The 26,338-nt window shown below is 60.9% G+C and carries 23 protein-coding genes; 12 read left to right on the top strand and 11 right to left on the bottom strand.

The window, feature by feature from the left end; all coding sequences use genetic code 11:
* The first annotated feature begins 76 nt into the window (after window positions 1-76).
* From ppc to AC1MEW_RS31640, 7 genes are all read left to right on the top strand, one after another.
* On the top strand, window positions 77-2,707 hold the full coding sequence (ppc, locus tag AC1MEW_RS31670; RefSeq protein WP_322270615.1) for a phosphoenolpyruvate carboxylase: 2,631 nt from the start codon (window positions 77-79) through the stop codon (window positions 2,705-2,707).
* Between the two features lie 288 nt (window positions 2,708-2,995).
* A complete protein-coding gene (adk, locus tag AC1MEW_RS31665) occupies window positions 2,996-3,643 on the top strand; it encodes an adenylate kinase (protein ID WP_054047246.1) in 648 nt (215 codons plus the stop codon).
* A gap of 93 nt (window positions 3,644-3,736) precedes the next feature.
* On the top strand, window positions 3,737-4,411 hold the full coding sequence (tsaB, locus tag AC1MEW_RS31660) for a tRNA (adenosine(37)-N6)-threonylcarbamoyltransferase complex dimerization subunit type 1 TsaB (RefSeq protein WP_201200984.1): 675 nt from the start codon (window positions 3,737-3,739) through the stop codon (window positions 4,409-4,411).
* Window positions 4,412-4,689: 278 nt separating this feature from the next.
* Window positions 4,690-4,998: a hypothetical protein gene (locus AC1MEW_RS31655; protein ID WP_201200986.1), complete on the top strand. Its 309-nt coding sequence runs from the start codon at window positions 4,690-4,692 to the stop codon at window positions 4,996-4,998.
* Window positions 4,998-5,858, top strand: coding sequence for a DUF72 domain-containing protein (locus AC1MEW_RS31650; protein ID WP_322270617.1), 861 nt, complete (start codon window positions 4,998-5,000; stop codon window positions 5,856-5,858). The genes AC1MEW_RS31655 and AC1MEW_RS31650 overlap by 1 nt, the downstream gene beginning before the upstream one ends.
* 32 nt (window positions 5,859-5,890) lie before the next feature.
* On the top strand, window positions 5,891-6,712 hold the full coding sequence (locus AC1MEW_RS31645; protein ID WP_323570500.1) for an isocitrate lyase/PEP mutase family protein: 822 nt from the start codon (window positions 5,891-5,893) through the stop codon (window positions 6,710-6,712).
* Window positions 6,713-6,714: 2 nt separating this feature from the next.
* Window positions 6,715-7,410: an extensin-like domain-containing protein gene (locus tag AC1MEW_RS31640; protein ID WP_201256214.1), complete on the top strand. Its 696-nt coding sequence runs from the start codon at window positions 6,715-6,717 to the stop codon at window positions 7,408-7,410.
* 4 nt (window positions 7,411-7,414) lie between these two features.
* Here AC1MEW_RS31640 and AC1MEW_RS31635 read toward each other — a convergent pair whose 3' ends face one another.
* On the bottom strand, window positions 7,415-8,035 hold the full coding sequence (locus tag AC1MEW_RS31635; RefSeq protein WP_201256213.1) for an energy transducer TonB: 621 nt from the start codon (window positions 8,033-8,035) through the stop codon (window positions 7,415-7,417).
* A gap of 93 nt (window positions 8,036-8,128) precedes the next feature.
* On the opposite strand from AC1MEW_RS31635, the gene AC1MEW_RS31630 reads away from it, so the two are divergent.
* Window positions 8,129-8,911 carry a class I SAM-dependent methyltransferase gene (locus AC1MEW_RS31630; protein ID WP_207200186.1) on the top strand — a complete coding sequence of 261 codons (783 nt, stop codon included), beginning with the start codon at window positions 8,129-8,131 and terminating at the stop codon, window positions 8,909-8,911.
* Between the two features lie 118 nt (window positions 8,912-9,029).
* On the opposite strand, the gene AC1MEW_RS31625 is transcribed toward AC1MEW_RS31630, so the two are convergent.
* Window positions 9,030-9,674 carry a TetR/AcrR family transcriptional regulator gene (locus AC1MEW_RS31625; RefSeq protein WP_480424798.1) on the bottom strand — a complete coding sequence of 215 codons (645 nt, stop codon included), beginning with the start codon at window positions 9,672-9,674 and terminating at the stop codon, window positions 9,030-9,032.
* 94 nt (window positions 9,675-9,768) lie between these two features.
* Here AC1MEW_RS31625 and AC1MEW_RS31620 point away from each other — a divergent pair, with 94 nt between their 5' ends.
* Complete coding sequence (locus AC1MEW_RS31620; protein WP_201201005.1) at window positions 9,769-10,869, top strand: efflux RND transporter periplasmic adaptor subunit; 1,101 nt, start codon at window positions 9,769-9,771, stop codon at window positions 10,867-10,869.
* A 6-nt stretch (window positions 10,870-10,875) separates the two neighbouring features.
* A complete protein-coding gene (locus AC1MEW_RS31615) occupies window positions 10,876-13,947 on the top strand; it encodes an efflux RND transporter permease subunit (RefSeq protein ID WP_201256212.1) in 3,072 nt (1,023 codons plus the stop codon).
* Window positions 13,948-13,995: 48 nt separating this feature from the next.
* On the opposite strand, the gene AC1MEW_RS31610 is transcribed toward AC1MEW_RS31615, so the two are convergent.
* The 3 genes from AC1MEW_RS31610 to plsB all read right to left on the bottom strand — a co-directional run bounded on the left by AC1MEW_RS31610 (window position 13,996) and on the right by plsB (window position 17,729).
* Entirely contained in the window at window positions 13,996-14,685 is a 690-nt protein-coding gene (locus AC1MEW_RS31610; RefSeq protein ID WP_201256211.1) for a DUF4197 domain-containing protein, read from the bottom strand.
* Window positions 14,686-14,712: 27 nt separating this feature from the next.
* Window positions 14,713-15,111: a YbaY family lipoprotein gene (locus AC1MEW_RS31605; protein ID WP_480424796.1), complete on the bottom strand. Its 399-nt coding sequence runs from the start codon at window positions 15,109-15,111 to the stop codon at window positions 14,713-14,715.
* A 116-nt stretch (window positions 15,112-15,227) separates the two neighbouring features.
* On the bottom strand, window positions 15,228-17,729 hold the full coding sequence (gene plsB / locus AC1MEW_RS31600) for a glycerol-3-phosphate 1-O-acyltransferase PlsB (RefSeq protein ID WP_201201022.1): 2,502 nt from the start codon (window positions 17,727-17,729) through the stop codon (window positions 15,228-15,230).
* A gap of 166 nt (window positions 17,730-17,895) precedes the next feature.
* On the opposite strand from plsB, the gene AC1MEW_RS31595 reads away from it, so the two are divergent.
* Window positions 17,896-18,105 carry a cold-shock protein gene (locus AC1MEW_RS31595; RefSeq protein WP_010462862.1) on the top strand — a complete coding sequence of 70 codons (210 nt, stop codon included), beginning with the start codon at window positions 17,896-17,898 and terminating at the stop codon, window positions 18,103-18,105.
* Window positions 18,106-18,197: 92 nt separating this feature from the next.
* On the opposite strand, the gene AC1MEW_RS31590 is transcribed toward AC1MEW_RS31595, so the two are convergent.
* The 4 genes from AC1MEW_RS31590 to AC1MEW_RS31575 all read right to left on the bottom strand — a co-directional run bounded on the left by AC1MEW_RS31590 (window position 18,198) and on the right by AC1MEW_RS31575 (window position 23,432).
* Complete coding sequence (locus AC1MEW_RS31590) at window positions 18,198-18,575, bottom strand: hypothetical protein (protein WP_201201024.1); 378 nt, start codon at window positions 18,573-18,575, stop codon at window positions 18,198-18,200.
* Between the two features lie 84 nt (window positions 18,576-18,659).
* Window positions 18,660-19,469: a putative RNA methyltransferase gene (locus tag AC1MEW_RS31585; protein WP_201201025.1), complete on the bottom strand. Its 810-nt coding sequence runs from the start codon at window positions 19,467-19,469 to the stop codon at window positions 18,660-18,662.
* Window positions 19,469-20,620, bottom strand: coding sequence for a succinyl-diaminopimelate desuccinylase (gene dapE, locus AC1MEW_RS31580; protein WP_480424794.1), 1,152 nt, complete (start codon window positions 20,618-20,620; stop codon window positions 19,469-19,471). Before dapE ends, AC1MEW_RS31585 begins: the two co-directional genes overlap by 1 nt.
* Window positions 20,621-20,840: 220 nt before the next feature.
* Window positions 20,841-23,432, bottom strand: coding sequence for a glycosyltransferase (locus AC1MEW_RS31575; RefSeq protein WP_201201037.1), 2,592 nt, complete (start codon window positions 23,430-23,432; stop codon window positions 20,841-20,843).
* A gap of 228 nt (window positions 23,433-23,660) precedes the next feature.
* On the opposite strand from AC1MEW_RS31575, the gene tcdA reads away from it, so the two are divergent.
* Window positions 23,661-24,473, top strand: a complete 813-nt coding sequence (tcdA, locus tag AC1MEW_RS31570) for a tRNA cyclic N6-threonylcarbamoyladenosine(37) synthase TcdA (protein WP_201256210.1) — start codon at window positions 23,661-23,663, stop codon at window positions 24,471-24,473.
* Between the two features lie 127 nt (window positions 24,474-24,600).
* Here tcdA and AC1MEW_RS31565 read toward each other — a convergent pair whose 3' ends face one another.
* The gene (locus AC1MEW_RS31565) at window positions 24,601-25,011 is read right to left on the bottom strand and encodes a SufE family protein (RefSeq protein ID WP_201256209.1); all 411 of its coding nucleotides are present in this window, start codon (window positions 25,009-25,011) and stop codon (window positions 24,601-24,603) included.
* Window positions 25,008-26,213, bottom strand: coding sequence for an aminotransferase class V-fold PLP-dependent enzyme (locus tag AC1MEW_RS31560; RefSeq protein ID WP_201201040.1), 1,206 nt, complete (start codon window positions 26,211-26,213; stop codon window positions 25,008-25,010). The genes AC1MEW_RS31565 and AC1MEW_RS31560 overlap by 4 nt, the downstream gene beginning before the upstream one ends.
* Between the last annotated feature and the right edge of the window lie 125 nt (window positions 26,214-26,338).

The raw sequence follows: 26,338 nt of genomic DNA, 5'->3' as shown, positions 1-26,338 counted from the left end.
GTTTGCTTGTAAGAACCGCTTTACGGCGGCACTCTTAACGTTCATAGCCGCCCGGATTTTTGCTGGAGAACTGCTGATGACCGATATTGATGCACGCTTGCGCGAGGACGTTCACCTGTTGGGTGAACTGTTGGGCAACACCATTCGTGAACAGTACGGGGATGGTTTTCTCGACAAGATCGAGCAGATCCGCAAGGGCGCCAAGGCCGACCGTCGCGGTTCGATGGACGCCGAACTCAGCGCCAGCCTCAACCAATTGAGCGAAGACGAGTTGCTGCCGGTGGCGCGGGCGTTCAACCAGTTCCTCAACCTGGCCAATATCGCCGAGCAATATCAGCTGATTCACCGCCGCGAAGAGTCGCAGCCCGCGCCGTTCGAAGCCCGGGTGCTGCCGGAACTGCTCGCCCGTCTGCGTGCTGAAGGCCACAGCGCCGAATCCCTTGCGCGGCAGCTCGGTCGACTGGAAATCGAGTTGGTGTTAACCGCTCACCCGACCGAAGTGGCCCGCCGCACGCTGATCCAGAAATACGATGCCATCGCCGCGCAACTGGCGGCCCAGGACCATCGTGACCTGACCAGCGCCGAGCGCGAGCAGATCCAGGCGAAATTGCAGCGTCTGATCGCCGAAGCCTGGCACACCGAAGAAATCCGCCGCACCCGCCCAACGCCTGTCGACGAAGCCAAATGGGGCTTTGCGGTGATCGAACATTCGCTGTGGCAAGCGATTCCCAACTATTTGCGCAAGGCCGATCTAGCGCTGCACGCCGCCACCGGCCTGCGTTTGCCACTGGAGGCGGCGCCGATCCGCTTTGCTTCGTGGATGGGCGGCGATCGCGACGGCAACCCGAATGTCACGGCGTCCGTCACCCGCGAAGTGCTGTTGCTGGCGCGCTGGATGGCGGCTGATTTGTACCTGCGTGATGTCGATCATCTGGCCGCCGAGTTGTCGATGCAGCAGGCCAGTGAAGCCCTGAAAGCCAAGGCCGGCGACAGCGCCGAACCTTACCGCGCGGTGCTCAAGCAATTGCGCGAACGTCTGCGGGCAACTCGCAATTGGGCCCAGGCATCCTTGAAAGTGAGCACGCCAGCAACCGCCGATGTGCTGCAAAACAACCGCGACCTGCTTGATCCGCTGGAACTGTGTTTCAACTCGCTGCATGAATGCGGCATGGGCGTGATTGCCGACGGTCCGCTGCTCGATTGCCTGCGTCGTGCGGTGACCTTTGGCTTGTTCCTGGTCCGTCTCGACGTGCGTCAGGATTCGTCGCGGCACACCGCTGCCATGACTGAAATCACCGATTACCTGGGCCTCGGTCGCTACGAAGACTGGAGCGAGGAAGAGCGCATCGCCTTCCTGATGCGCGAGCAGAACAATCGTCGGCCATTGTTGCCGGCGTATTTCAAGCCGTCCGCTGACACCGCCGAAGTGCTGGCGACCTGCCGGGAAATCGCCGCTGCACCGGGCGCGTCCCTCGGCTCTTATGTGATCTCCATGGCCGGCGCCGCTTCCGATGTGCTGGCGGTGCAACTGTTGCTCAAAGAGGCCGGCGTATTGCGGCCGATGCGCGTGGTGCCGCTGTTTGAAACCCTCGCCGACCTCGATAACGCCGGCCCGGTGATCGAAAAGCTGTTGCTGCTGCCGGGCTATCGCGCGCGCCTGCAAGGGCCGCAGGAAGTGATGATCGGTTACTCCGATTCGGCCAAGGACGCCGGCACCACGGCGGCGGCCTGGGCGCAGTATCGGGCGCAGGAACGTTTGGTGGATATCTGCCGCGAGCAGCAAGTGGAGTTGCTGTTGTTCCACGGTCGCGGTGGCACCGTGGGCCGTGGTGGCGGCCCGGCGCACGCGGCAATTCTGTCGCAGCCGCCGGGTTCGGTGGCGGGGCGTTTCCGCACCACTGAGCAGGGGGAAATGATCCGTTTCAAATTCGGTTTGCCGGACATCGCCGAGCAGAACCTCAATCTGTATCTGGCCGCGGTGCTCGAAGCGACCTTGCTGCCGCCACCGCCGCCGGAGCCTGCCTGGCGTCATCTGATGGACGAATTGGCGGCGGATGGTGTCAGTGCTTACCGCGCCGTGGTGCGCGAGAATCCACAATTCGTCGAGTACTTCCGTCAGTCCACGCCGGAACAGGAACTCGGACGGTTGCCGTTGGGCAGTCGCCCGGCCAAGCGCCGCGCTGGCGGGATTGAAAGCCTGCGAGCGATTCCGTGGATCTTCGGCTGGACCCAGACACGCCTGATGCTGCCGGCCTGGCTCGGTTGGGAGGCTGCCCTGAGCAAGGCACTGGAACGTGGTGAAGGTGAGTTGCTGGGGCAGATGCGCGAGCAGTGGCCGTTCTTCCGCACGCGCATCGATATGCTGGAAATGGTGCTGGCCAAGGCTGACGCGGACATCGCGCTGTCTTACGATGAGCGGCTGGTGGAGCCGGATCTTCTACCTTTGGGCGCGCACTTACGCGACCTATTGTCGCAGGCCTGTGCGGTGGTCCTTGGCCTGACTGGCCAGTCGCAGCTACTGGCACATAGCCCAGACACCCTCGAATTCATTCGCCTGCGTAACACTTACCTCGACCCCCTTCATCTATTGCAGGCCGAGCTGTTGGCCCGTTCGCGGCAACAGGAAGTGGCGCAGGGCAGCCCGGTAGAACAGGCGCTGCTGGTGTCTGTGGCGGGGATTGCCGCCGGTTTGCGAAATACCGGCTAAGGTTTTCCTCTTGGGTCCGGGCGCTCGGCACGCAGGCCGGGTGCCCTTGGGCGAAGGCCGGAAAAGGTCTGGCAGGCGACAGTTAATGATGGGGGTGCGACTTGGGGTACCCCGTCCCAAGGTCACGATGGGCGCGGGTTTCTCCGACTTTCGGCGGCTTGTGTGGGCAGGGCCTGCTGTGTATCTTGATCAGCCTTTGGCCGTTTGGGCGGCCACGACCCTATTTTTGAGATTGGCCCCACGAGGCGAATCTGACGTTATCTATATAAAAAATTGAGGAGCACATCGATGCGCGTCATTCTGCTGGGAGCTCCCGGGGCCGGTAAAGGTACTCAGGCTAAGTTCATCACCGAAAAATTCGGCATTCCGCAAATCTCCACTGGCGACATGCTGCGTGCAGCGGTCAAGGCCGGCACCGAGCTGGGCCTGATCGCCAAGAGCGTCATGGACAGCGGTGGTCTGGTCTCCGATGACCTGATCATTAACTTGGTCAAGGAACGCATCAGCCAGGCCGATTGTGCCAACGGTTTCCTGTTCGACGGTTTCCCGCGCACCATTCCCCAGGCTGAAGCCCTGGTGAAGGCCGGTGTCGAACTGGACCACGTGGTCGAAATCGACGTCAAAGACGAAGACATCGTCCAGCGTATCGCCGGTCGTCGTGTTCACGAGGCTTCCGGCCGCGTGTACCACATCGTCTACAACCCGCCGAAAATTGCCGGTAAAGACGACATCACCGGTGACGAACTGGTGCAGCGCAAAGACGATACCGAAGAAACCGTGCGTCATCGTCTCTCGGTTTACCACGCTCAGACCGAGCCTCTGGTGAAGTTTTACCAGGAGCTGTCCACCGCTCAGGGCAAACCGAAGTACAGCCACATCGAAGGTGTTGGCTCGGTTGAAGCGATCACCGGCAAGGTGCTTGAAGCGCTGAACTGAAAAGTCTGAATCGCTTCATCTTCTACGGCCCGCTTGCGGGCCGTAGTTGTTTATACTGGCGCACTTTTTCTGACCTCTCTTACGGAAACATCGATGAGCACCTTGCTGGCCCTGGACACCGCGACTGAAGCTTGCTCCGTTGCCTTGCTGCATGACGGCAAGGTCACGAGCCATTACGAGGTGATCCCGCGCCTGCATGCGCAGAAGCTTCTGCCGATGATCCAGCAATTGCTGGCCGACGCCGGTACCACCCTGCAAGCGGTGGATGCCATCGCGTTCGGCCGTGGGCCCGGCGCTTTCACCGGTGTGCGGATCGCCATTGGCGTGGTGCAGGGTTTGGCGTTTGCGCTGGAGCGTCCGGTGTTGCCGGTGTCTGATCTGGCCGTACTGGCCCAGCGTGCCTATCGCGAACACGGCGTAAGCCAAGTCGCAGCGGCCATCGATGCGCGGATGGATGAAGTGTATTGGGGCTGCTACCGCGAAACGGCGGGGGAGATGCGGCTTGTCGGTAACGAAGCCGTGTTGCCGCCGGAAGTCGCAGCATTGCCGGCCGATGCCAGCGGCGAGTGGTTCGGCGCGGGCACCGGTTGGGGGTATGCCGAGCGTATCGGCGTTAACCTGATCGGGCAGGATGCGGGAATGTTGCCCCATGCTGAAGACCTGCTGACGCTGGCGCGGTTTGCCTGGGCGCGAGGGGAGGCGATTGTGGCGGATGAGGCGCAGCCGGTTTATCTGCGCGACAAGGTCGCCACGCCCAAGGCCCGTTGACCGAGGGACTTTTGTGGCGAGGGGGCTTGCCCCCGTTGGGCTGCGAAGCGGCCCCATATTTCATCAGGCACACCGCGTGTGCAGGTTTTACGACTGCTTCGCAGCCGAACGGGGGCGAGCCCCCTCGCCACAATTGGTATTCCAGCATTAGCCAATCGTCAGTTTCTACCCGCCCGCTTTAAACCTTTTTCCTTTTATGTGTTCTAGTTATCACTCGACAGTTTGCGAAGTGGGTAATGCGCCACTAAACTGCCATCACTGATACCGAGCATGCACTTATGCGTATAGACGGCCTTTCCTCTCAGTCCTACCCCATCAAGCGCAAGCCTCGCAAAGGCAATGTCGCGCTGGATGAATCCGTCGATGACATCGACGGCGAGCTGGAATTTCCGACTGAAGAGCAACTGGCCGCCCGCGCTGCCAAAGCCTCCGCACAACGCTTGAGCAATCTCCCCGCCCGTCAGCAAGACATGATTTATCACCGCGCCATGAGCAAAAGCGTAGCGATGGCCCTGGCCAGCTACCTGAGCACCGCCGGTTTTGTCGATTGGGATGCTGATGTGCTGGGCCTCGACCTGTACATCTGATGCTGCTGCCTTACTACCTCGGCTGCCCGTCCTGGAGTGAAAACGCCTGGCGCGATTACCTCTATCCGCAAGACGCCAAACCCGCCGAATTCCTGAATCTCTATTCCCAAGTGTTCAACGCCGTCGAAGGCAACACGACCTTCTACGCGAGCCCGTCTGCCGCCACCGTGCAGCGCTGGGCCGAGATCATGCCCGAACACTTTCGCTTCACCGCCAAATTCCCCGGCGACATCAGCCACAGCGGTGACCTGCGTGAACAACTGACCGCTGCCGAAACCTTCCTTCAACTGCTCAGCCCACTGGGCGAGCGGGTTTCCCCGGTCTGGCTGCAATTATCCAAAAGCTTCACCCCGCAACGACTCTCCGAGCTGGCCGGTTTTATCGACGCCGTCGACCGACCGCTGGCGGTCGAAGTGCGGCATGACGCATTCTTTGCCAAGGGCGATGCCGAACGCATGCTCAATCGCCTGCTGCTGGACCGCGGTGTCGAGCGTATCTGCCTCGATCCACGCGCATTGTTCAGCTGTATTTCTACCGACCCTTCGGTGCTCCACGCCCAATCGAAAAAGCCCAAAGTGCCAGTGCGCCCGGCGGCATTCACGCAATTTCCGCAGGTGCGTTTTATCGGCCATCCGCAGCTTGAGGCCAACGATCCATTCCTGGTGCCGTGGGTCGAGAAAATTGCCGTGTGGATCGAAGAGGGTCGTACGCCCTATATCTTCCTGCACACCGCCGACAACCTGCTGGCGGCGAAACTGGCGCAACGTTTTCACGCCAAGCTGATGACGCGTTTGCCTGGCTTGCTGCCGCTGCCTGAGCTATACAGAGAACCCGCCGCGGAGCAACTTGGTCTGCTCTGAGGTGGATTCTTCCTCTTCTCAGGAGCCTGCCAATGGATGCGCAAACCCTTCGAGCCCAGGCGTTCAAAGCACTGCATGAACGCGCGGGGGCTTTTGTCATTCCCAACCCTTGGGACGCCGGCTCGGCGAAAATGCTCGCCAGCCTTGGCTTCGAGGCGCTGGCGACCACCAGTGCCGGTTATGCTTTTTCTAACGGTCGTGCCGATGGTGCGTTGACCCTCGACGACACCCTGCTGAACGTCCAGGCGATTGTTGCGGCCACGGATCTGCCGGTGGCGGTCGATCTGGAAAACGGCTTCGCAGACGACCCGGCCGAATGTGCGCAGAGTATTTTGCGCGCAGCGGCGGCGGGCGCTGTCGGCGGCTCGATCGAAGATGCAACTGGCCGTGAAGAGGCGCCGATCTACTGCTTCGAACATGCCGTGGCGCGTATCGAAGCGGCGGTCGCGGCGGCGCGTAGCCTGCCTTTCCCATTCATGTTGACGGCCCGGGCCGAGAATTTTCTGCACGGCAATCCTGATCTCGCCGACACCATCCGCCGCTTGCAGGCGTTCGCCGAAGCGGGCGCCGACGTGTTGTATGCGCCGGGTCTGCGCAGTGCCGAAGAGGTGTTGGCGGTGGTCCGTGCCGTGGCGCCGAAACCGGTCAATGTGTTGATGTCCGGCGGGCTCAAGTTGACGGTCGAGGAACTGAGCGATATGGGCGTCAAGCGCATCAGCGTCGGCTCGGCGCTAGCCCTTGCGGCGTATGGCGAGTTCTTCCGCGCGGCTGAAGAGATCAAGACGTCGGGCACGTTCAGCTTTACGTCGCGCTCCATGCCGTACGCGCAGGCCAATAAGTTTTTCAAAGGCTGAAGATGCGGTTAGCAAAGGGATTGCTGCTGGTGTTGTTGCTCATCGGTGCGGCGGGGCTGAGTGTCTGGCGCGGCTGGATTCCTGTGCCGGCGCAGTGGAATCCTTGGGCGCCGCTGGACGTGAACGCGGCGCCGAACCTGCTGACCCGTTTCAAACTGATGCGCCTGCGCGATGATCCGCAATTGTGCGATCAGGTCCTCAGCAGTTCAGGTCTGCGCGTCACCCGTCAGGCCGACAGCCCGGGCGGGGACTGCCCGTTGACCAACACTCTGCGCGTTCAGGGCGGCGAGGTGGCCCTGAGCAGCAGTTTCCTCGCCAGTTGCCCGTTGGCGGTAGCGTTTGCCCTGTTCGAGCGCCACGCCTTGCAGCCAGCATCTCAGGCGGTTTACGGCCAGGCCGTGACGCGGGTCGATCACCTCGGCAGTTTCGCCTGCCGCAACATGTACAACCGCGAGCACGGCGCCCGCAGCCAGCACGCCAGCGCCAACGCGCTGGACATCGCCGGTTTTCGCCTGGCCGACGGCCGAACGATCAGCGTGCTCAAGGATTGGCCCAAGGATAATCAGGACGCGCGGTTCCTGCGGCAAGTGCGTGACGGCGCCTGCGACATGTTCAGTGTGGTGTTGAGCCCGGACTACAACGCCGCCCATCGTAATCACTTTCATCTGGATGTCGGGCCGTGGTGGGTGTGTCGCTGAAAGCTTAAGCGGCGATGCGCAGGTTCTGCAGAACGATCGGGCGAGCCCAGCCGTTATCGAAATCGAGTTGTTTCTGTTGCTCCACCAGCTCTGCGGGCGAGAACGGCGGGAACGGCTTGTCCAGCAGGTGCAGTTCGAACTCGGCGATTGGCAGGTGCAGCGGACGCGGCTGCGGTGCCGGGCCGGCTTCGGGCACAGGCTGGCCGGCGGTGAGCACGATCGGGCGCACCCAGCCGCTTTCGAAGTTCTGCTGTTGCTGTTGGGCGACGATTTCTTCCGGCGGGAACGGTGGGAAAGGTTTGTCGGCCAGGTCCATTTCGAACTCGGCAATCGGCAGGAACAGCGGCTCTGGCGGTTTGACTTCGGTTTCTTTCACATCGCATTCACGTTGGGAAACGATGTGCGCCAACAGCTCGCTGCCGACGGTCGGCTCGACCGGGCTTTCCAGATCAACCGGTGGAAAGGTACCGCACGCAGGCACAACATCGCTCGACTGTTCGGACAGGGCCTGGGCAAAAAAATCTTGCCACAGGTGACTGACGCCGCTCAGTGCCTGGGAGTTTCGCAGGCCATAATCGCCATGACGCGATATGTAGCCTACGGATGTGCGTTGAATGTCTGACATTTCTCTCGGTCGACGCTCAGGTCTGGCAAAATGCTCGATAGTTTTGTTATCGGCCGTTTTTGCCGATCATTAATTTTTTGAGCGTTTTTTCCCATGATTGAGCAACCCGCGGCCTGCCGCATCCATGTCGAGGCTTCGGCCCCGGCGTTTCAGCCACAGGCCGAGCAATGGGCCGAACGCCTGGGCCTGCCTATGCAAGTGGATGACGGCGAGTTTGCCCTGCAGGTCGGCGAGCAGGGCTTGCAGCTCCAGCAACTGGGGCCTGACGCGCCGGGGCCGGTGCGGGTGGACTTCGTCGAGGGTGGCGCGGCGCATCGTCGGTTGTTCGGTGGCGGCACCGGGCAGATGATCGCCAAAGCGGTCGGCATCGCCCAAGGCGTGCGCCCACGGGTGCTGGATGCCACGGCGGGGTTGGGTAAGGATGCGTTCGTGCTGGCGAGCCTGGGTTGCGAAATGAGCCTGATCGAGCGCCAGCCGCTGATCGGCGCGTTGCTTGAGGATGGCCTGGCCCGTGGCGCGGAAGATTTCGACGTGGCGCCCATCGTGGCGCGGATGCGTTTGCTCAAGGGCAATTCAATTGAAGTGATGCGCAATTGGGAAGGTGAGCCGCCGCAGGTGATCTACCTCGACCCGATGTTCCCGCATCGTGAGAAAACGGCATTGGTGAAGAAGGAAATGCGTCTGTTCCGCCCGCTGGTGGGCGATGACCCGGATGCGCCGGCATTGCTCGAAGCGGCATTGGCATTGGCCAGCCACCGGGTGGTGGTCAAGCGCCCGCGCAAGGCGCCATGCATTGAAGGGCCGAAGCCGAGTCATGCGCTGGACGGGAAATCCAGCCGGTATGACATTTATCCGAAGAAAGCGCTCAAGCCTTAAGACCGAGTCGCCCCCCATCGCGAGCAAGCTCGCTCCCACATTGGATTTGTAGCGTTCACAAATCCCCTGTGGGAGCGAGCTTGCTCGCGATAGCGTCCTTCAAAACACTACAAAATGATCAGGCTGTCCCAGGCCGATAAGCCCGCATAAATAACCCCACCACTTCCCGCACATGGCTCTCGGCCGCGTCCCCTTCCAGCGGTTCGCCGCAGCCATACAGCAAGCGAAAATTCCCCGCGCCCTTGAGCAGGCAAAAGAAATGCTCGGCCGCATTGCGCGGTTTATCGATGCTCAGTGCACCGGTCTGATCAATTTTGCTCAGCAACCGCTCCATCCCACTCAACATGCGCTCTGGCCCGGCTTCGAAGAAGATCAGCGAAAGCTTCGGGTCCTGGCTGCCCAGCGTCATCATCAAACGATGCAGGTTCACCGATTCATCGCTGTTGATCAGTTGATGAAAGCCGCGGGCGATGTTCAGCAGCACCGTTTCCACCGCGATGCCGTCGGGCAATTCGAAAAACAGCGGTGGCAGTTGCTCTTCGCACTTGGCCACCACGGCAGCGGAGAACAGCGTCTCCTTATCGTTGAAGTGGCTGTAGACCGTCAGCTTCGACACCCCGGCCTCGGCGGCCACGGCATCCATGCTGGTGCTCGCGTAACCCTTCGTCAGAAACAGAATTTTCGCCGCGTCGAGGATGGCCTGGCGCTTGGCCAGATCCTTGGGGCGGCCCGGACCGTTAGGTGCTGAAAGATTGTTCGACATTATTCGCTTTTAATACTGGACTGGTGAGTTTGCTATTAATAACATACCGGCCAGTATAATTATTCCAAGCACCATTAGCGAAAGGTCCTTCACCATGTTCCGCTATGCCTTGCCCCTCGCATTGCCAGTCAGCCTGGCTTTTTTATTGTCGGCGTGCGGTCACGACGAGGCGCCGCAAGTCAGCGTGCGCCCGGCCATGGTGGTTCAGCCAGAGCCTTCGGCCCAGGCGATGGAAAGCTATCCCGGTGAAGTTCGCGCCCGTTACGAGCCGGATCTGGCGTTCCGCATTGGTGGCAAAGTCAGCCGACGACTGGTCGAGGAAGGCCAGCGGGTCAAGGCCGATCAGCCGTTGGCCGAGCTCGATCCCCAGGACGTACGGCTGCAACTGGAAGCCACTCGCGCCCAGGTGACCGCCGCCGAGGCCAACCTGAGCCTGGTCCGCGCCGAACGCGATCGCTACAAGACGCTGATGGACCGTCAGATGGTGAGCCGCTCTGCGTACGACAATTCTGAAAACCTCTACCGATCCGGCGAAGCACGCCTCAAGCAGATCAAAGCCGAGTTCAACGTCTCGACCAATCAGGCCAGCTACGCCGTGCTCCGCGCGCCTCAGGACGGTGTGGTCGCCAAACGCGCGGTCGAAGTCGGCCAAGTGGTGGCCGCCGGGCAAACCGTGTTCACGCTCGCCACCGATGGCGAGCGTGAAGTGTTGATCAGCTTGCCGGAGCAAAGCTTTGGGCGCTTCAAGGTTGATCAGCCGGTGACGGTGGAGCTCTGGACCCAACCCGATCAACGTTTTACCGGGCGCATTCGTGAACTGTCGCCGGCGGCCGATCCCAAATCGCGGACCTTCGCCGCGCGTATTTCCTTCACCTCCGGCAAAGTCCCCGCCGAACTTGGCCAGAGTGCCCGAGTGTTTATCCAGACCGCCCAGGTCGTGCCGCTGTCTGTGCCGCTGTCAGCCGTCACCGCCGAAAACGGAGCGACCTACGTGTGGATCGTTGGCGCCAACAACACCTTGAAAAAAGCCCCGGTGCGGATCGGTGCCTTCGGTGAGAAAACCGTACCGGTACTCGAAGGCCTGAACGCCAGTGACTGGGTGGTGGCCGCCGGCGTTCATGTGCTTCACGACGGGCAGCAAGTGCGCCCGGTGGATCGCTCCAACCGCGTGGTTAATCTGGCGGCCAAGGAGTAATCCCCGATGGGTTTCAATCTTTCCGAATGGGCGCTGCGTAATCGCCAGATCGTACTGTTCCTGATGCTCTTGCTGGCAATTGTCGGCGCGCTTTCCTACACCAAACTCGGCCAAAGCGAAGACCCGCCTTTCACCTTCAAGGCTATGGTGGTTCGTACCAGCTGGCCTGGGGCGACGGCCCAGGAAGTGTCGCGCCAGGTGACCGAGCGCATTGAAAAGAAGCTGATGGAAACCGGCGAGTACGAGCGCATCGTTTCGTTCTCACGCCCCGGCGAGTCCCAGGTGACCTTCATTGCTCGCGACTCCATGCATTCGGCGCAGATCCCGGATCTCTGGTATCAGGTTCGCAAAAAGATCAGCGACATCCGCCAGACTCTGCCACCGGGCATTCAAGGCCCGTTTTTCAACGATGAGTTCGGCACCACCTTCGGCAATATCTACGCCCTGACCGGCGACGGGTTTGACTACGCGGTGCTCAAGGATTACGCCGACCGGGTGCAGATTCAACTGCAACGGGTCAAGGATGTGGGCAAGGTCGACCTGCTTGGCTTGCAGGACGAGAAGATCTGGATCGAACTGTCCAACGTCAAGCTCGCCACCCTCGGGCTGCCACTGGCGGCAGTACAGCAAGCGCTTGAAGAGCAGAACACGGTGTCCACCGCCGGGTTCTTCGAAACCAGCAGCGAGCGATTGCAGCTACGGGTCACCGGGAATTTTCAGACGGTCGACCAGATCAAGAACTTCCCGATCCGGGTCGGTGATCGTACATTCCGTATCGCCGATGTCGCCGACGTGCGTCGCGGCTTCAACGATCCACCGGCGCCGCGCATGCGCTTCATGGGCGAAGACGCCATCGGTCTGGCCGTGGCCATGAAGGACGGTGGCGACATTCTGGTGCTCGGCAAGGCTCTGGAAGGCGAGTTCGACCGCATCCAGAAAAACCTCCCCGCCGGTATGCAACTGCGCAAGGTCTCGGACCAGCCGGCCGCGGTAAAAACCAGTGTCGGCGAATTCGTTCAGGTGCTGGTCGAAGCCCTGACGATTGTGTTGCTGGTGAGCTTTTTCTCCCTCGGCGTGCGCACCGGGATGGTGGTGGCATTGACCATTCCACTGGTGCTGGCGATGACCTTCGCCTGCATGTATTACCTTGGTATCGGCCTGCACAAGATTTCCCTCGGCGCACTGGTACTGGCCTTGGGGTTGCTGGTGGATGACGCGATTATCGCCGTGGAAATGATGGCGATCAAAATGGAACAGGGCTTCGACCGGATCAAAGCCGCCAGCTATGCCTGGACCAGCACCGCGTTCCCGATGCTCACCGGCACGTTGATCACCGCCGCCGGGTTCCTGCCGATTGCCACTGCGCAATCGGGCACTGGTGAATACACCCGCTCGATCTTCCAGGTGGTGACCATCGCACTGCTGGCGTCGTGGGTGGCCGCCGTGGTGTTCGTGCCGTACCTGGGGGAAAAACTCCTGCCGGACCTGGCGAAAATTCATGCCGCCAAACACGGCACCGGCGACGGTCAACCCGACCCTTATGGCACGCCGTTCTATCAGCGCGTCCGGCGCTTGGTCGAGTGGTGTGTGCGCTGGCGCAAAACCGTGATCCTGCTGACCGTGGTGTTGTTCATCGGCTCCATCGTGCTGTTCCGTTTCGTGCCGCAGCAGTTCTTCCCGGCTTCGAGTCGTCTGGAGTTAATGGTCGATCTGAAACTGGCGGAAGGCGCGTCCCTGAGCAACACCACCGAGAAGGTTAAACGCCTTGAAGGCCTGCTGAAGGAACACGCTGGCATCGACAATTACGTGGCTTACGTCGGCACCGGTTCACCGCGCTTTTACCTGCCGCTGGATCAGCAACTGCCGGCGGCGAGCTTCGCCCAGTTTGTCGTCCTGGCGAAAACCATCGAGGAGCGCGAAGCCCTGCGCACCTGGCTGATCGAAACCCTCGACGAACAATTCCCGGAACTGCGTTCGCGAGTCACGCGGCTGGAAAACGGTCCACCAGTGGGTTATCCGGTGCAGTTTCGCGTTACCGGCGAGCACATCGAAGAAGTCCGTGCGCTGGCGCGCAAAGTCGCGGCCAAGGTTCGCGAGAACCCGCACGTGGTCAACGTCCATCTGGACTGGGAAGAGCCGAGCAAAGTGGTTTACCTGAACGTCGATCAAGACCGCGCCCGGGCACTCGGCGTGAGCACCGCCAACCTGTCGAGGTTTTTGCAAAGCTCGCTGACCGGTTCCAGCGTCAGTCAGTACCGCGAAGACAACGAATTGATCGAAATCCTGCTGCGCGGCACCGTGCATGAGCGTACCGAATTGTCGTTGCTGCCGAGCCTGGCGGTGCCGACGGACAACGGAAAAAGCGTTGCCCTGTCGCAGATCGCGACCCTGGAATACGGCTTCGAAGAGGGCATCATCTGGCACCGCAATCGCTTGCCCAACGTGACGATTCGCGCCGACATCTACGGCAAGGAACAACCGGCGACCCTGGTTCAGCAGATCATGCCGACCCTCGACCCGATCCGCGCCGAACTGCCCGACGGCTACTTGCTGGATGTCGGCGGTACGGTGGAAGACTCGGAGCGCGGGCAGAACTCGGTGAAGGCCGGTGTGCCGCTGTTTATCGTGGTGGTGCTGACCTTGCTGATGTTGCAACTGCGCAGCTTCTCACGCACGGCGATGGTGTTTCTGACCGCGCCATTGGGGTTGATTGGCGTGACGTTGTTCCTGTTGGTGTTCGGTCAGCCGTTCGGCTTCGTCGCCATGCTCGGGACCATCGCGTTGTCCGGGATGATCATGCGTAACTCGGTGATCCTGGTGGATCAGATCGAGCAAGACATCACCGCCGGGCTCAAGCCTTGGCAAGCGATCATCGAGGCGACAGTAAGGCGGTTCAGGCCGATTGTGCTGACGGCACTTGCCGCGGTGCTGGCGATGATCCCGCTGTCCCGCAGCGTGTTCTTCGGGCCGATGGCGGTGGCGATCATGGGCGGGTTGATTGTGGCGACGGCGTTGACGCTGTTGTTCCTGCCGGCGCTGTATGCGGCGTGGTTCAGGATCAAGAAAGACCCGGCGTGAACCTGTGGGAGCGAGCCTGCTCGCTCCCACAGGGTTTTGTGTACTGAGTTAAAGCGTGCCGAAGACTTTCTTGGCCAAACTGGTCGCCGCCGCCGCCGGGTTCTGGCGAATGGTTTCTTCCTGTTTGCCGATCATCTCGAACAAGCCATTCAACGCCTGTTCAGTCACGTAGTTTTCGATATTGGCATTCTTCGCATCCAGCACACCCAAGGTCGCTGCCTGACCGGCGAACGAGTTGTACTGCTTGGCCAAACCGACCTGGTCGGTGGCTTGTTTAACGATCGGCAAGAACTTGGTGCGGATCTGCTCGCGGCTGGATTTGTCCAGGTACTGGGTGGCCGAGTCCTTGCCGCCGCTGAGAATGCCCTTGGCATCGGCCACGCTCATCTTTTTCACCGCATCCACGAGGATCGGCTGGGCCTGCGTCACGGCGGTTTCAGCCGCTTTGTTCATGCTGGTTTCCAGCTGATCGACCTGGTCGCCCATCCCGAACTGCTTCATTTTTTTCGCGACTTTGCCCAGCTTGCCCGGCAGTTCGATCTTCACGTCCGGGTTGTTGCTGAAACCGCCAGGGGCGCCCAGTTGCTTGACAGCGATTTGCGCGCCTTGGGTCAGCGCGTCCTTGAGGCCGCCAGTGGCATCGTTTTGCGACAGGTCACTGAGGGACAGCGCCAGGGCGTTGGCGGAAATCATCAAGCCTGCGCACAGGCCGGCAAAGCGAAGGGTAGGGCGGAACATGGCAGCTTCCTTGATCTTGAGCGGAATTTAACGAACGGCGTCGACGCGGATTTTCAGCGGTTGCGGATCGTTGCCGTCGAGTTTTACGGCGTGGTTTTCGGTGGTGATGAACATCAGTTCGCCGTTGACTTCGATCCGCGCACTGACCGAGTAACGATGGCCAAGTTTGACCTGCGACGGATCGTAGCTCAGATGAAACGGTAGCGGCACCTGGCCTTTGACCGGGCCTTTCTGTTCGTCGATGACTACGGCTGGCGCGTCGGCCAGGGACACGTCCTGCAGGCTGACACTCAACGTGGCGCTTGGCGGCAAAGCGATGCGTTGCAGATAGAACACTTCGCCATCGAGGCTGGTTTTAGCGGCGGGGTGCATGGATTGGCAGGCTCCCAGTAGCGCGGTCATGGCCAATAGAGAGAGTTTTTTCATCGAATATCTCCAATTAATGTGGGAGCGGGCTTGCTCGCGAAAGCGGTGCGCCAGACAACACAGATGTTGAATGTTGAACCGCCTTCGCGAGCAAGCCCGCTCCCACAGGGATTTCATCAAGTCTCGGGTTGTGTGGCGACCTGGTCCGCCGCATCTTCACTGCGATGCAACGCCACCTGACGGATCGACAAGCGAATCTCCGCCGGCAATACGCGTTTGGCCGCGCCTTCAGCCAGTTCGCCGAGCTGCGCGTGATAGCTCAGCTTCCCGGCTTCGTCGCGACGCAGCACGTCGAGGTCGAGCAAGGTCTGGATAAAGTGACGGAACAGGCTCTTGTCGAAAAACTCCGGGGCGTTCAAACCGTGGAGGATCGACAGGCGCTGGGCCATGACGGTGCACAGGTCTTCCAGTTCTTCGGCGCTAATACTGTTCTGGCCGCTGTTGAGCAGCAAGGAAACAGTCATGTAAAAACGTTGCAGGGTCTGGGCGATGCTTTTCGACAGCAGCGTCAGCAGTACGAAATGCCGCGAACTCGGTGCCGGACGCAGGTACACATCGTTCTCGAAACGCAGCAAGCCTTGCTCGACGAAGGCTTCGAGCCACTGATCGACCACGCCATCCAGCTCATCCATGGACCAGCGAATGAAAAGCTCTGATTGCAGGTACGGATACAGCGCGCGGGTGTAGCGCAGGATCTGTTCGCGGCTCATGCGCGACGCACTCTGGAAGAAACTCGCCAACAGCGCTGGCAAGGCGAAGATGTGCAGCACGTTGTTGCGGTAGTAGGTCATCAGGACAGCGTTCTGCTCGTCCAGGTACAAAATCTTGCCCAAGGCATCACTCTGTTCGGACAGCAGGTCCATGTCCTTCACGTGCTCGATTAGCGCCCGACCATCGCCTTCCGGCAACGTGGTGTGCGGCGAGTACGGGACCTTGCGCAACAGCGCCAGATACAGATCAAGCACCCGCGCCATGGCGCGATCATCCAGGGCCAAACGGCTGGTGGACAGCAATGCCAGCGCCACCAGGTTCACCGGGTTGATCGCCGCCGCTTCGTTCAGATGCTGCGCGACTTTCTCGCCGAGGCGGTTGGTGGTTTCGTTGAGCCAGGCCGGTTTGAACTGCGGGCCAAGCTCTTGGGAGCGCCAGTCGGGTTGTTCGCTGTCGAGGAACTCCGCCAGTTTGATCGGTTCGCCGAAGTTCACCGCCACTTGGCCGAAGCGCTGCTTGAGCGCGCCGATGACTTTGAAGATGTCGAAGATCGATTCTTTCTTCTTGGTCGCGCCACGCAGTTCGCCGAGGTAGGTCCGGCCTTCCAGAACCCGCTCGTAACCGATGTACACCGGGATGAACACGATCGGCATCCGCGACGAACGCAGGAAGCTGCGCAGGGTGATCGCCAGCATCCCGGTTTTCGGTTGCAGCATGCGCCCGGTGCGCGACCGGCCGCCCTCGACGAAGTACTCGACCGGGAAGCCTTTGGTGAACAGAGTGTGCAGGTATTCGTTGAACACCGAGGTGTAGAGCGGGTTGCCCTTGAACGTGCGGCGCATGAAGAACGCACCGCCGCGACGCAGCAGGCTGCCGATCACCGGCATGTTCAGGTTGATCCCGGCGGCAACGTGCGGCGGAGTCAGGCCATTGCGGAACAACAGATACGAAAGCAACAAGTAGTCGATGTGGCTGCGGTGGCAAGGCACATAGATCACTTCGTGACCCTGGGCGACTTTCTGCACACCTTCGATGTGGTTGACCTTCACCCCGTCGTAAATCTTGTTCCAGAACCAGCTCAACACTACTTCCAGAAAACGGATCGCGGTGTAGGTGTAGTCCGAGGCGATCTCGTTGCCGTAGCGCAGGGCCTGGGCCTTGGCTTTCTCCGGGGAGATGTTTTCACGCTCGGCTTCATCGAGGATCGCTTGTTTGACCAAGGGCTGATTGAGCAAGCCTTTGACCAGGTTTCGGCGGTGGGAAATGTCCGGACCGATCACCGCGGCTTTCAGGTTGCGGAAGTGCACCCGCAGGATCCGCTGAGCCATGCGCACGGTGCGTTCGTGGCCCTTATTGTGGTCGATCAGTTCGCGCAGATGGATCGGCGCCGAGAACTGCACGCGGGTCTTGCGCCCCAGCACGATGATGCTGAGCAAGCGGCGCAGACGCCCGGTGACCGCCCAACTGTCGGCGAACAACAGCTTCCACGGGCTGGATTCGCTGTCCGGCGACTGGCCCCAGAACACGCTGACCGGGATGATCTGCGCGTCTTCGGCGGCGTTCTGGCTCAGGGCGCTGACCAGGCGGGTCAGGGTCGGCGGCGCGCCGCGTTTGTCCTGGCGGCCGAGCCAGTCGGGCTCGGGTGTCAGGTAAAAGAACGCGGCGGGCTCCAACAGATTACCCACCGACACCGGCAGCACCGGGCGCGGCAGGCCGGCTTTGGTGCACTCGGTGTCGACCACAGCGAGGTCGGTCAGCGAAGGGTTTTGCAGGACGTAGAACACCGGACGGCTGCGGTCGAGGTTGAGGGTAAGGGACGACTGGTTGATCGTCTCCGAGCGAACCCAGAGGTACAACAGTCGGCGCAGGGTGCCAAACACAAGACGGCGAAACGGGGAACGGGTCATACGGCTTCTGCGTGAGTGAATAAAACCGAGCGTTTGCTCGGGAGGCCGATAGTGTGCCGGATTCATCGAAAATCGGCAAAAAAGCGGCTAAGTAAACTTGAGTTGAGAGTTTTGGCGGCTGTCATATACTCGACCGCTCAAAATAAAAAGAAGGGGGTAACGAGACATGGCTACGCGCGAAACCGGCAATGTAAAGTGGTTCAACGATGCCAAGGGCTACGGCTTCATTCAACGCGAGGACGGGGTGGACGTGTTCGTGCACTACCGTGCGATCCGCGGTGAAGGCCACCGCTCGCTGGCTGAAGGTCAGCAGGTTGAGTATGCCGTGGTGACAGGCGAGAAGGGGTTGCAGGCTGAGGATGTGGTGGGGCTGTAAGCTTTAAGATCAAAAGATCGCAGCCTTCGGCAGCTCCTACAGGTGTACACATGACCCTGTAGGAGCTGCCGAAGGCTGCGATCTTTTTGGTTTTACACGGTTTTCCAGGTGATCTCTTCTTCACCGTCAACGCTGATTCGCATCCAGCGATCGGCCAATTCTTCACCTTCTTCCTCGACCCACGTACCCGGCGCGCAACGCACTTCGACGTTCAGCGCGGCAAAGGCTGCGCGGGCGCAGGCGATATCGTCTTCCCATGGGGTCTGGTCGCTGTCCAGAAACAGGCTGTTCCATTTGCCGACGGCTTTTGGCAGCCAGGTCACTGGCACGTTACCGGCCTTGCATTTGTAGGTCTGGCCTTTCTGTACCCAGTCGGTGCACGGGCCCAGAGCGGCGCCCAGCCAGGCGGCGACGGCTTTGTAGTCGACGTCGGCGTCTTTCAGGTAAATCTCGATATCGGGTTGGCGCATGGATGTCCTCACTGCGGTCTTGAAAAATCCATTCGCGGATTTAGCCGGTCCACGGCAAATGCCGTAGACCCAGAAATTGAAAAGTTACTGAAGAATAAAGTAATCGTAGCGCATCGAAACCGTGGTTTCGAACGGCTCGACCTGCTCGATGACTGCCGCTCGGCGTTCAGCGCTGGCGCGCCAGCCGTGGGGCGTCATGGCCAACAGGTTGGCGCGGTCCTGACCACTTTCCAGCGTCAGTTTGAATTCCAGGGTTTCGCTGTGCGCCAGCGCCATGCCTTCCGGCACCAGAGCCAGGTGCTTGTCGTCGGTGTATTCACGCACTTCGTCGTACAGGCTTTCGCGCAATTCCATCAGGTGGCCGCTGGTCGGGCCGACCTTCATCAAGCCGCCGCCAGGGCTGAGCAAGCGTTTGGCTTCTTCCCAGTCCAATGGGCTGAAGACGCTGGCCAGAAACTGGCAACTGCCGGACGCCAACGGCACCCGCGCCATGCTGGCGATCAACCAGGTCAGCGCCGGGTTGCGTTTACAGGCGCGTTTGACCGCTTCCCGGGAGATGTCCAGCGCGTAACCGTCAGTATTCGGTAAGGCCTCGGCGATTTGCGCGGTGTAGTAACCCTCGCCACAACCGATGTCGAGCCAGCGCTGCGGCGCGTACTGCGCCGCCAGTTCCGCCAGACGCTTGGCGACCGGCGCGTAATGACCAGCGTTCAAGAAATCGCGGCGGGCCTCGACCATCGCCAGGTTATCCCCAGGGTCGCGGCTGTTCTTATGCTGCACCGGCAGCAGGTTCAGATACCCCTGGCGCGCGCGGTCGAAACGATGCCCGGCGGGGCAGGCCACGCCGTTGTCCACCGCGTTCAGCGGTTCACTGCAGATCGGGCAGGCCAGCATCAGGCGAGCAACTTGATCAAGGTCTGGTAGTAGATTTCGGTCAGCACATCGAGGTCGGCGGCCAGCACGCGCTCGTTGACCTGGTGAATCGTCGCGTTGACCGGCCCCAGCTCAACCACTTGGGTGCCCATGGTTGCGATGAAGCGCCCGTCCGAGGTGCCACCACTGGTGGAAGCCTTGGTCTCGCGACCGGTGATGTCCTTGATGCTCGATGCCACCGCATCCAGCAGCGCGCCCGGTTCGGTGAGGAACGGCAGGCCCGACAGCGCCCAATCCACGTGCCAGTCCAGGCCATGCTTGTCGAGGATATCGGCCACCCGCTTTTGCAGGCCTTCGACGGTGGATTCGGTGGAGAAGCGGAAGTTGAACACCGCCACCAGATCCCCCGGAATCACGTTGGTCGCGCCAGTGCCGGAGTTGACGTTGGAAATCTGGAAACTGGTCGGCGGGAAGAAGTCGTTGCCGTGGTCCCAATACTCGGCGGCGAGTTCCGCGAGTGCCGGGGCGGCGAGGTGGATCGGGTTCTTCGCCAGGTGCGGATAGGCCACGTGGCCCTGAATACCGCGTACGGTCAGCTTGGCACCGAGGGAACCGCGACGGCCATTCTTGACCACGTCACCGACCAGGGTGGTGCTCGACGGTTCGCCGACGATGCACCAGTCCAGACGTTCTTTACGGGCGGCGAGGCGTTCGATCACAGCCTTGGTGCCGTGGTGCGCCGGGCCTTCTTCGTCGCTGGTGATCAGGAAAGCGACCTTGCCCTTGTGATCCGGGTAGTCGGTGACGAAACGCTCGGCGGCGACGGTCATGGAGGCGAGACTGCCTTTCATGTCTGCCGCGCCACGGCCGCAGAGCATGCCGTGTTCGTCGATCACCGCGTTGAACGGGTCGATCTGCCAAGCGGTTACCGGACCGGTCGGGACAACGTCGGTGTGACCGGCGAAGCACAGCACCGGACCGTCGTGTTTACCGTGGGTGGCCCAGAAGTTATCCACATCTTCGATGCGCATCGGTTCCAGTTTGAAACCGGCATCGCCCAGGCGCTGCATCATCTGCTTCTGGCAATCGGCGTCGACCGGCGTCACGGAGGGACGGCGGATCAGGTCGATGGCGAGTTGGAGGGTCGGCGAAAGGTCGGCGTGGGCCGTCATGGAAAACTCCGAAAAACATGAATTTGGGCGCGGACTAAAATGTGGGAGCGGGCTTGCTCGCGAAGGGGCCATCACTGGCGCCAAAAGCTTCGCGAGCAAGCCCGCTCCCACAGGTAAGGCGTTCGGCCGTTAAACCGGGCCCGGCCAAGGCCTGCAAAATGGCGGTTATCTTAAAGCAAAACGGCGGCCATTGGCCGCCGTTTAGTGCATCTGTACTGATTTAGACAGCCGGTGCAGGCTCAGGCTCGGCAACCGGTTTGGGCAGCGAAGACAGGAACGCCATGATCAGCGCCGCCAGGTACGGCAGCGACTGCACCAGCAACATGATCACCCAGAAGCGCATGTCGTTGCTCGGCAAGCCGTTCACCAGGAAGATCCCCAGCGCAGCGCCCCACAACAGCAGCATGATGAACATCTCTTCGCGAGCTTCCGAAATCGCCACCCAGAAGCCGTGGTTATCGGCGTTTTTCGGCGTGCGGAAGAACGGAATGCTGCTGGTGAAGAAGCCGTACAGCACCGCTTTGGCGATGGTGTGCGACAACGCCAACCCGGCCAGTGCCGCGCAGAACGCATCTTTCAGGTTGACCCCGACCGCACGACGGTACAGGAAGATGATCTTGCCAACCTTGAACACGAACAACGCCAATGGCGGGATTGCAAAAATCAACAGCGGTGGATCGACCCGTTGCGGCACGATGATCATCGCTGCCGACCACAACAGGGCGCCGACGGTGAAGAAGATGTTCATGCCATCGGCAACCCAGGGCAACCAGCCCGCGAGGAAGTGGTAGCGCTGGCCACGGGTCAGCTCGGTGCCCTTGCCGCGCAGCAAACTGGCGGTGTGACGCTTGATGATCTGAATCGCGCCATAGGCCCAGCGGAAACGCTGTTTCTTGAAGTCGATAAAGGTATCGGGCATCAAGCCTTTGCCGTAGCTGGTGTGGTAATACGCCGCCGACAAGCCTTTTTCGAATACGCGCAGGCCCAACTCGGCGTCTTCACAGATGCACCAGTCGGCCCAGCCGAGTTCCTCGAGCACCGAGCGACGGGTCATGGTCATGGTGCCGTGCTGGATGATCGCGTCACGGTCGTTACGGGTGACCATGCCGATGTGGAAGAAACCTTTGTATTCCGCGTAGCAGAGCTTCTTGAAGGTGCTTTCGTTCTGGTCGCGATAGTCCTGTGGCGACTGCACCACGGCGATTTTCGGATCGGCGAAGTGGGGCACCATGTGCTTGAGCCAGTTCGGGTCGACGCAGTAGTCCGAGTCGATCACCGCAATGACTTCGGCATCCTTGGCGGTGTGCGGAATCAGGTAGTTCAGCGCGCCACCCTTGAAACCGGCCAACGGGGCGACGTGGAAGAACTTGAAGCGCGGGCCGAGGGTTTCGCAGTAATCGCGCACCGGTTCCCAGACCGCCGGGTCCTTGGTGTTGTTGTCGATGATCAGGACTTCGAAATCCGGATAGTCGAGGTTGGCCAGGGCGTTGAGGGTCTGTTTGACCATCTCCGGCGGTTCGTTGTAGCACGGTACGTGAATCGAGACTTTTGGTCGGTAGTCCGAATCACCTTCGACCGGCAGGAATTCTCGCCGGCGCTTGTGGGTCCAGACCGCTTCGGCCAGTTCGTGGGCCTCGGTCAGCAGCACGATAAACACCCCGAGCGCACCGAGGGCGAGCAAGAAGCCCACCGTCAGGCTGAACCAGGTGCTGTATTGCTGGCTGTAGTCGTAGCCGATCCACACCAGAACCGAACCGCACAGGAAGGCGATAAAGGTCAGGAAGGTCCGGCCACGCTGGCGCAGGGCCGAGCCGTCGATCATCAGCAAGGTCAGGGACAGCAACGCCAGTACGGCCGAGCCGATCGCCAGCACGCGCCATTGCGGAATCGCGACCACCGGGCCTTCGAAGTTGAATTTCTGTTGGCGCGCGGCGTTGAACACGCCCCAATACGCGCCCACCGAGCCTTCGTCGCTGGCTTTCCACGGCTGGTCAAACGCTTCGATCACGAAGTAGTTGAAGCCCTGGCGGTTCAGCTTGTTGACCAAAGTCCGCAGGTAGATCGCCTGATCCGCCGGGCTCGCATCGGTGCCGCCACGCATCCGGCCGTTGCTCGGCCAGCCAACCTCCGAAAGCAGCAGTGGTTTTTTCGGGAACATCTTTTTCAGGTCCCGGGCGCGGTCGAGGACGAACTGACCGGCCTTGTCCACCGGGATGAATTCCCAGTAGGGCAGAACGTGCGCGGCGATCAGGTCGACGTGCTTGGCCAGTTCCGGGTGTTCTTCCCAGACGTGCCATTGTTCGGACGTGGTCACCGGCACTTTCACGGCGGCGCGGACGCGATCGAGGATCACGCTCAGGTCCTTGGCGGTGATTTCCTTACGGAAGATCGCCTCGTTACCGACCACCACGCGAACCACACTGCGGGAGGTGTTGGCCAGTTCGATGGCGCGCAGGATCTCGCGCTCGTTGCGTTCCTGGTCCGGGCTGATCCAGATCCCCAGGGTCACCCGCAGGCCGAACTCTTCCGCCAGTTTGGGGATGTCCTCCAGCGTGCCGTCGACCGAGTAGGTACGGATGTTGTCCGTCAGCTTGCTCATGATCTCCAGGTCGCGACGCATTTCATCGTCGGTCGGGTACTGGTCTTTCTGTGGGTACTGGTCTTGTTGAAACGGCGAGTACGAAAAACCGGAGATCTGTTCAGGCCAGTTGGGGGCGGAGACCGGGCGGTTAATCAGCGCCCAGAAGCCGGTAAACAAGGCTGCGATGGCGAGCACCACGACCAGGTTGAGTCCAAATTTACGCGATGACATAGTTTTTTTCGGGTTCCAAAGGCTGTGGAACGAAGGAACGGTTGGCGGCTGGCTGCCGGGGGGCAGGGCGCGCATCCTACACTGGAGGTTCTCTGACCGTACAGCGAACAGGGAAATGCCCGGCATTGGGCACTGCGGTTTCACATAAGTTCTTACACTTATAGCCGGAAGGTTAAAAGTTCTCGCGCTGTGGCCCTATAATGCGCGCCGGTTTTTGGGGTAATGGTCATGAGTACAGAAGATCCGCGGTTTGCTGGCATCGCTCGTTTGTATGGCATTGAAGGCCTGGAGCGCTTGCGCGCGGCCCATGTGGCGATCGTCGGTGTCGGCGGCGTTGGTTCCTGGGCGGCGGAAGCCGTTGCCCGCTGTGGCGTGGGCGAGATTTCGCTGTTCGACCTGGACGACGTCTGCGTCAGCAACGCCAACCGTCAGTTGCATGCGCTGGACAGCACCGTCGGCAAACCCAAGGTCGAAGTGATGGCCGAGCGTCTGCGCGGGATCAACCCGGATTGCACGGTGCACGCGGTGGCGGACTTCGTGACGCGCGAAACCATGGCCGAGTACATCACGCCGAACATCGACTGCGTGATCGATTGCATCGACAGCGTCAACGCCAAGGCTGCGCTGATTGCCTGGTGTAAACGCCGCAAGATCCAGATCATCACGACCGGCGGTGCGGGCGGGCAGATTGATCCGACGCTAATCCAGGTCTGCGACCTCAACCGTACCTTCAACGACCCGTTGGCCTCGAAAGTGCGCTCGACGTTGCGCCGCGACTACAACTTCTCCCGCACCGTGACCCGCCATTACAGCGTGCCGTGCGTGTTCTCGACCGAGCAGCTGCGCTACCCGAAACCGGATGGCAGCATTTGCCTGCAGAAGAGTTTTGTCGGTGATGGCGTGAAACTCGATTGCGCCGGCGGGTTTGGCGCCGTGATGATGGTGACGGCGACGTTCGGCATGGTCGCGGCGACCAAAGCTGTGGATAAGATTGTGGCGGGCGTGCGGCGGCCTGCGGATCGCGTTAAGCCTGCGGCTTAAGGCTGCTGCTGATGGCCCCTTCGCGAGCAGGCTCGCTCCCACAAGGAAATGCATTCCCCTGTAGGAGCGAGGCTTGCCCGCGAAGGCGTCGTACCTGACACACCGCTTTCGCGGGCAAGCCTTGCTCCTACAGGGGCGCGGCCAACTCATTCATTCGCTGTAACACGGCATTGAGGCCATTACTGCGCGACGGCGACAGTTGGCGGCTGAGCCCGAGCTGATTAAACCACTCCGGCAAATCCACCTGCTGCAACTCGGCCGCCGACAACCCGTTGACCCGCGCCAGCAACAACGCCACCAACCCGCGAATCAATCGCGCATCGCTGCTCGCGGCAAACTGCCAGTGCCCAGCCTGCAACGCGCCCACCAACCAGACCTGGCTTTCACAGCCATGCACCCGGTTCGCGTCGACTTTATCCACAGCGCTCAACGCTGGCAGGCGGTCGCCCCATTGCATCAACAGGCGCGCCCGTTGTTCCCAGCCAGCGGCATTCTGAAAAGTCTCCAGCGCTGTAACGGCTTCGGCGGGCAAGCTCATCGCAATAACTCCAGCGCCTGATCCAGCGCTTCAAAGAAGCGTTCCAGATCTTCGGAATCGTTGTACAGCGCCAGCGACACCCGAATCGCCCCGGCCAGCTCGAAGCTTTTGAGTAGGGGCATGGCGCAGTGATGACCGGCGCGCACGGCGATCCCTTGCTCGGTCAGCAAATGCGCCAGGTCCGAGTTATGCACACCCTCGACGACAAAACTGGCCAGTGCCAAGTGCGGTTTACCCAGCAGTCGAATGCCATTGCGCGCCTCTAGACCTTTGAGCAAATAGTCATGTAGCGCCGCTTCGTGAGCAGAAACCGCTTCCTGATCCAGTCCGCCGAGATAATCCAGGGTCGCCCCCAGACCAATTACGCTGGCGATTGGCGGCGTACCCGCCTCGAAACCCAGCGGTGCCGGGCGAAAGCGCGCGTCGTGGTAGTTGGCGTCCAGCACCATCTCACCGCCGAATTGCCACGCACGCACTTGTTCAAGGGCTTCGTTACGCCCGAACAGCACACCCAGGCCATCGGGGCCATAGAGCTTGTGGCTGGAAAACACATAAAAGTCGCAACCCAGCGCCTGAACGTCGTGCCGGCCATGGACCACGCCCTGCGCGCCATCGACGACGGTCAGCGCGTTGTGGGCCTTGGCCAGCGCCAGCAACTCGGGCAGCGGCTGCCAGGCGCCAAGTACGTTGGACAACTGGCTGACCGCCAGCAATCGGGTGCGTGGGCCGATCAACTGCGCGGCAGCCTCAAGGTCGATCACACCGTCGGCATCCAGCGGCAAAATCACCAGTTTCAGCGCGCGGCGCAGGGCCAGTTGCTGCCAGGGCAATAGATTGGCGTGGTGCTCCAGGGCGCTGATGACAATCTCATCGCCTGGATTGAATAGATGTTCCAGGCCATAGGCCAGGAGGTTCAGCGCCGAGGTAGCGCCGTGGGTGAAGATGATCTGCCCGCAATCGCCAGCGTTAAGCCATTGGGCGACCTTGCTGCGGCTGTCCTCGAACGCCTGGGTGGCGTGGGCGCCGGGCAAGTGTTGCGCCCGATGCACGTTAGCCGCGCCATTAGCGTAGTAATGCGCCAGGGCATCCAGCAGGGCTTGAGGTTTTTGTGTGGTGGCGGCGTTGTCCAGATACGTCTGGTCTTGCCGTTGCAATGCGGCGATCGCCGGAAAATCGGCGCGCCAGGGAGAAGGAATCATCATGTTGTTCGGCCCTGGTGAACATGGGCGGGGTGTACGCCTGACCTCCCTGACCTTGTAGGAGCGAAGCTTGCTCGCGAAGCTTTTGGCGTCAGTGAAGACGCCTTCGCGGGCAAGCCTCGCTCCTA

Source organism: Pseudomonas sp. ASL4 (assembly GCF_056680395.1).
The sequence above is the reverse complement of the archived record's forward strand: the minus strand, read 5'-3'. Positions and strand labels throughout refer to the sequence as shown.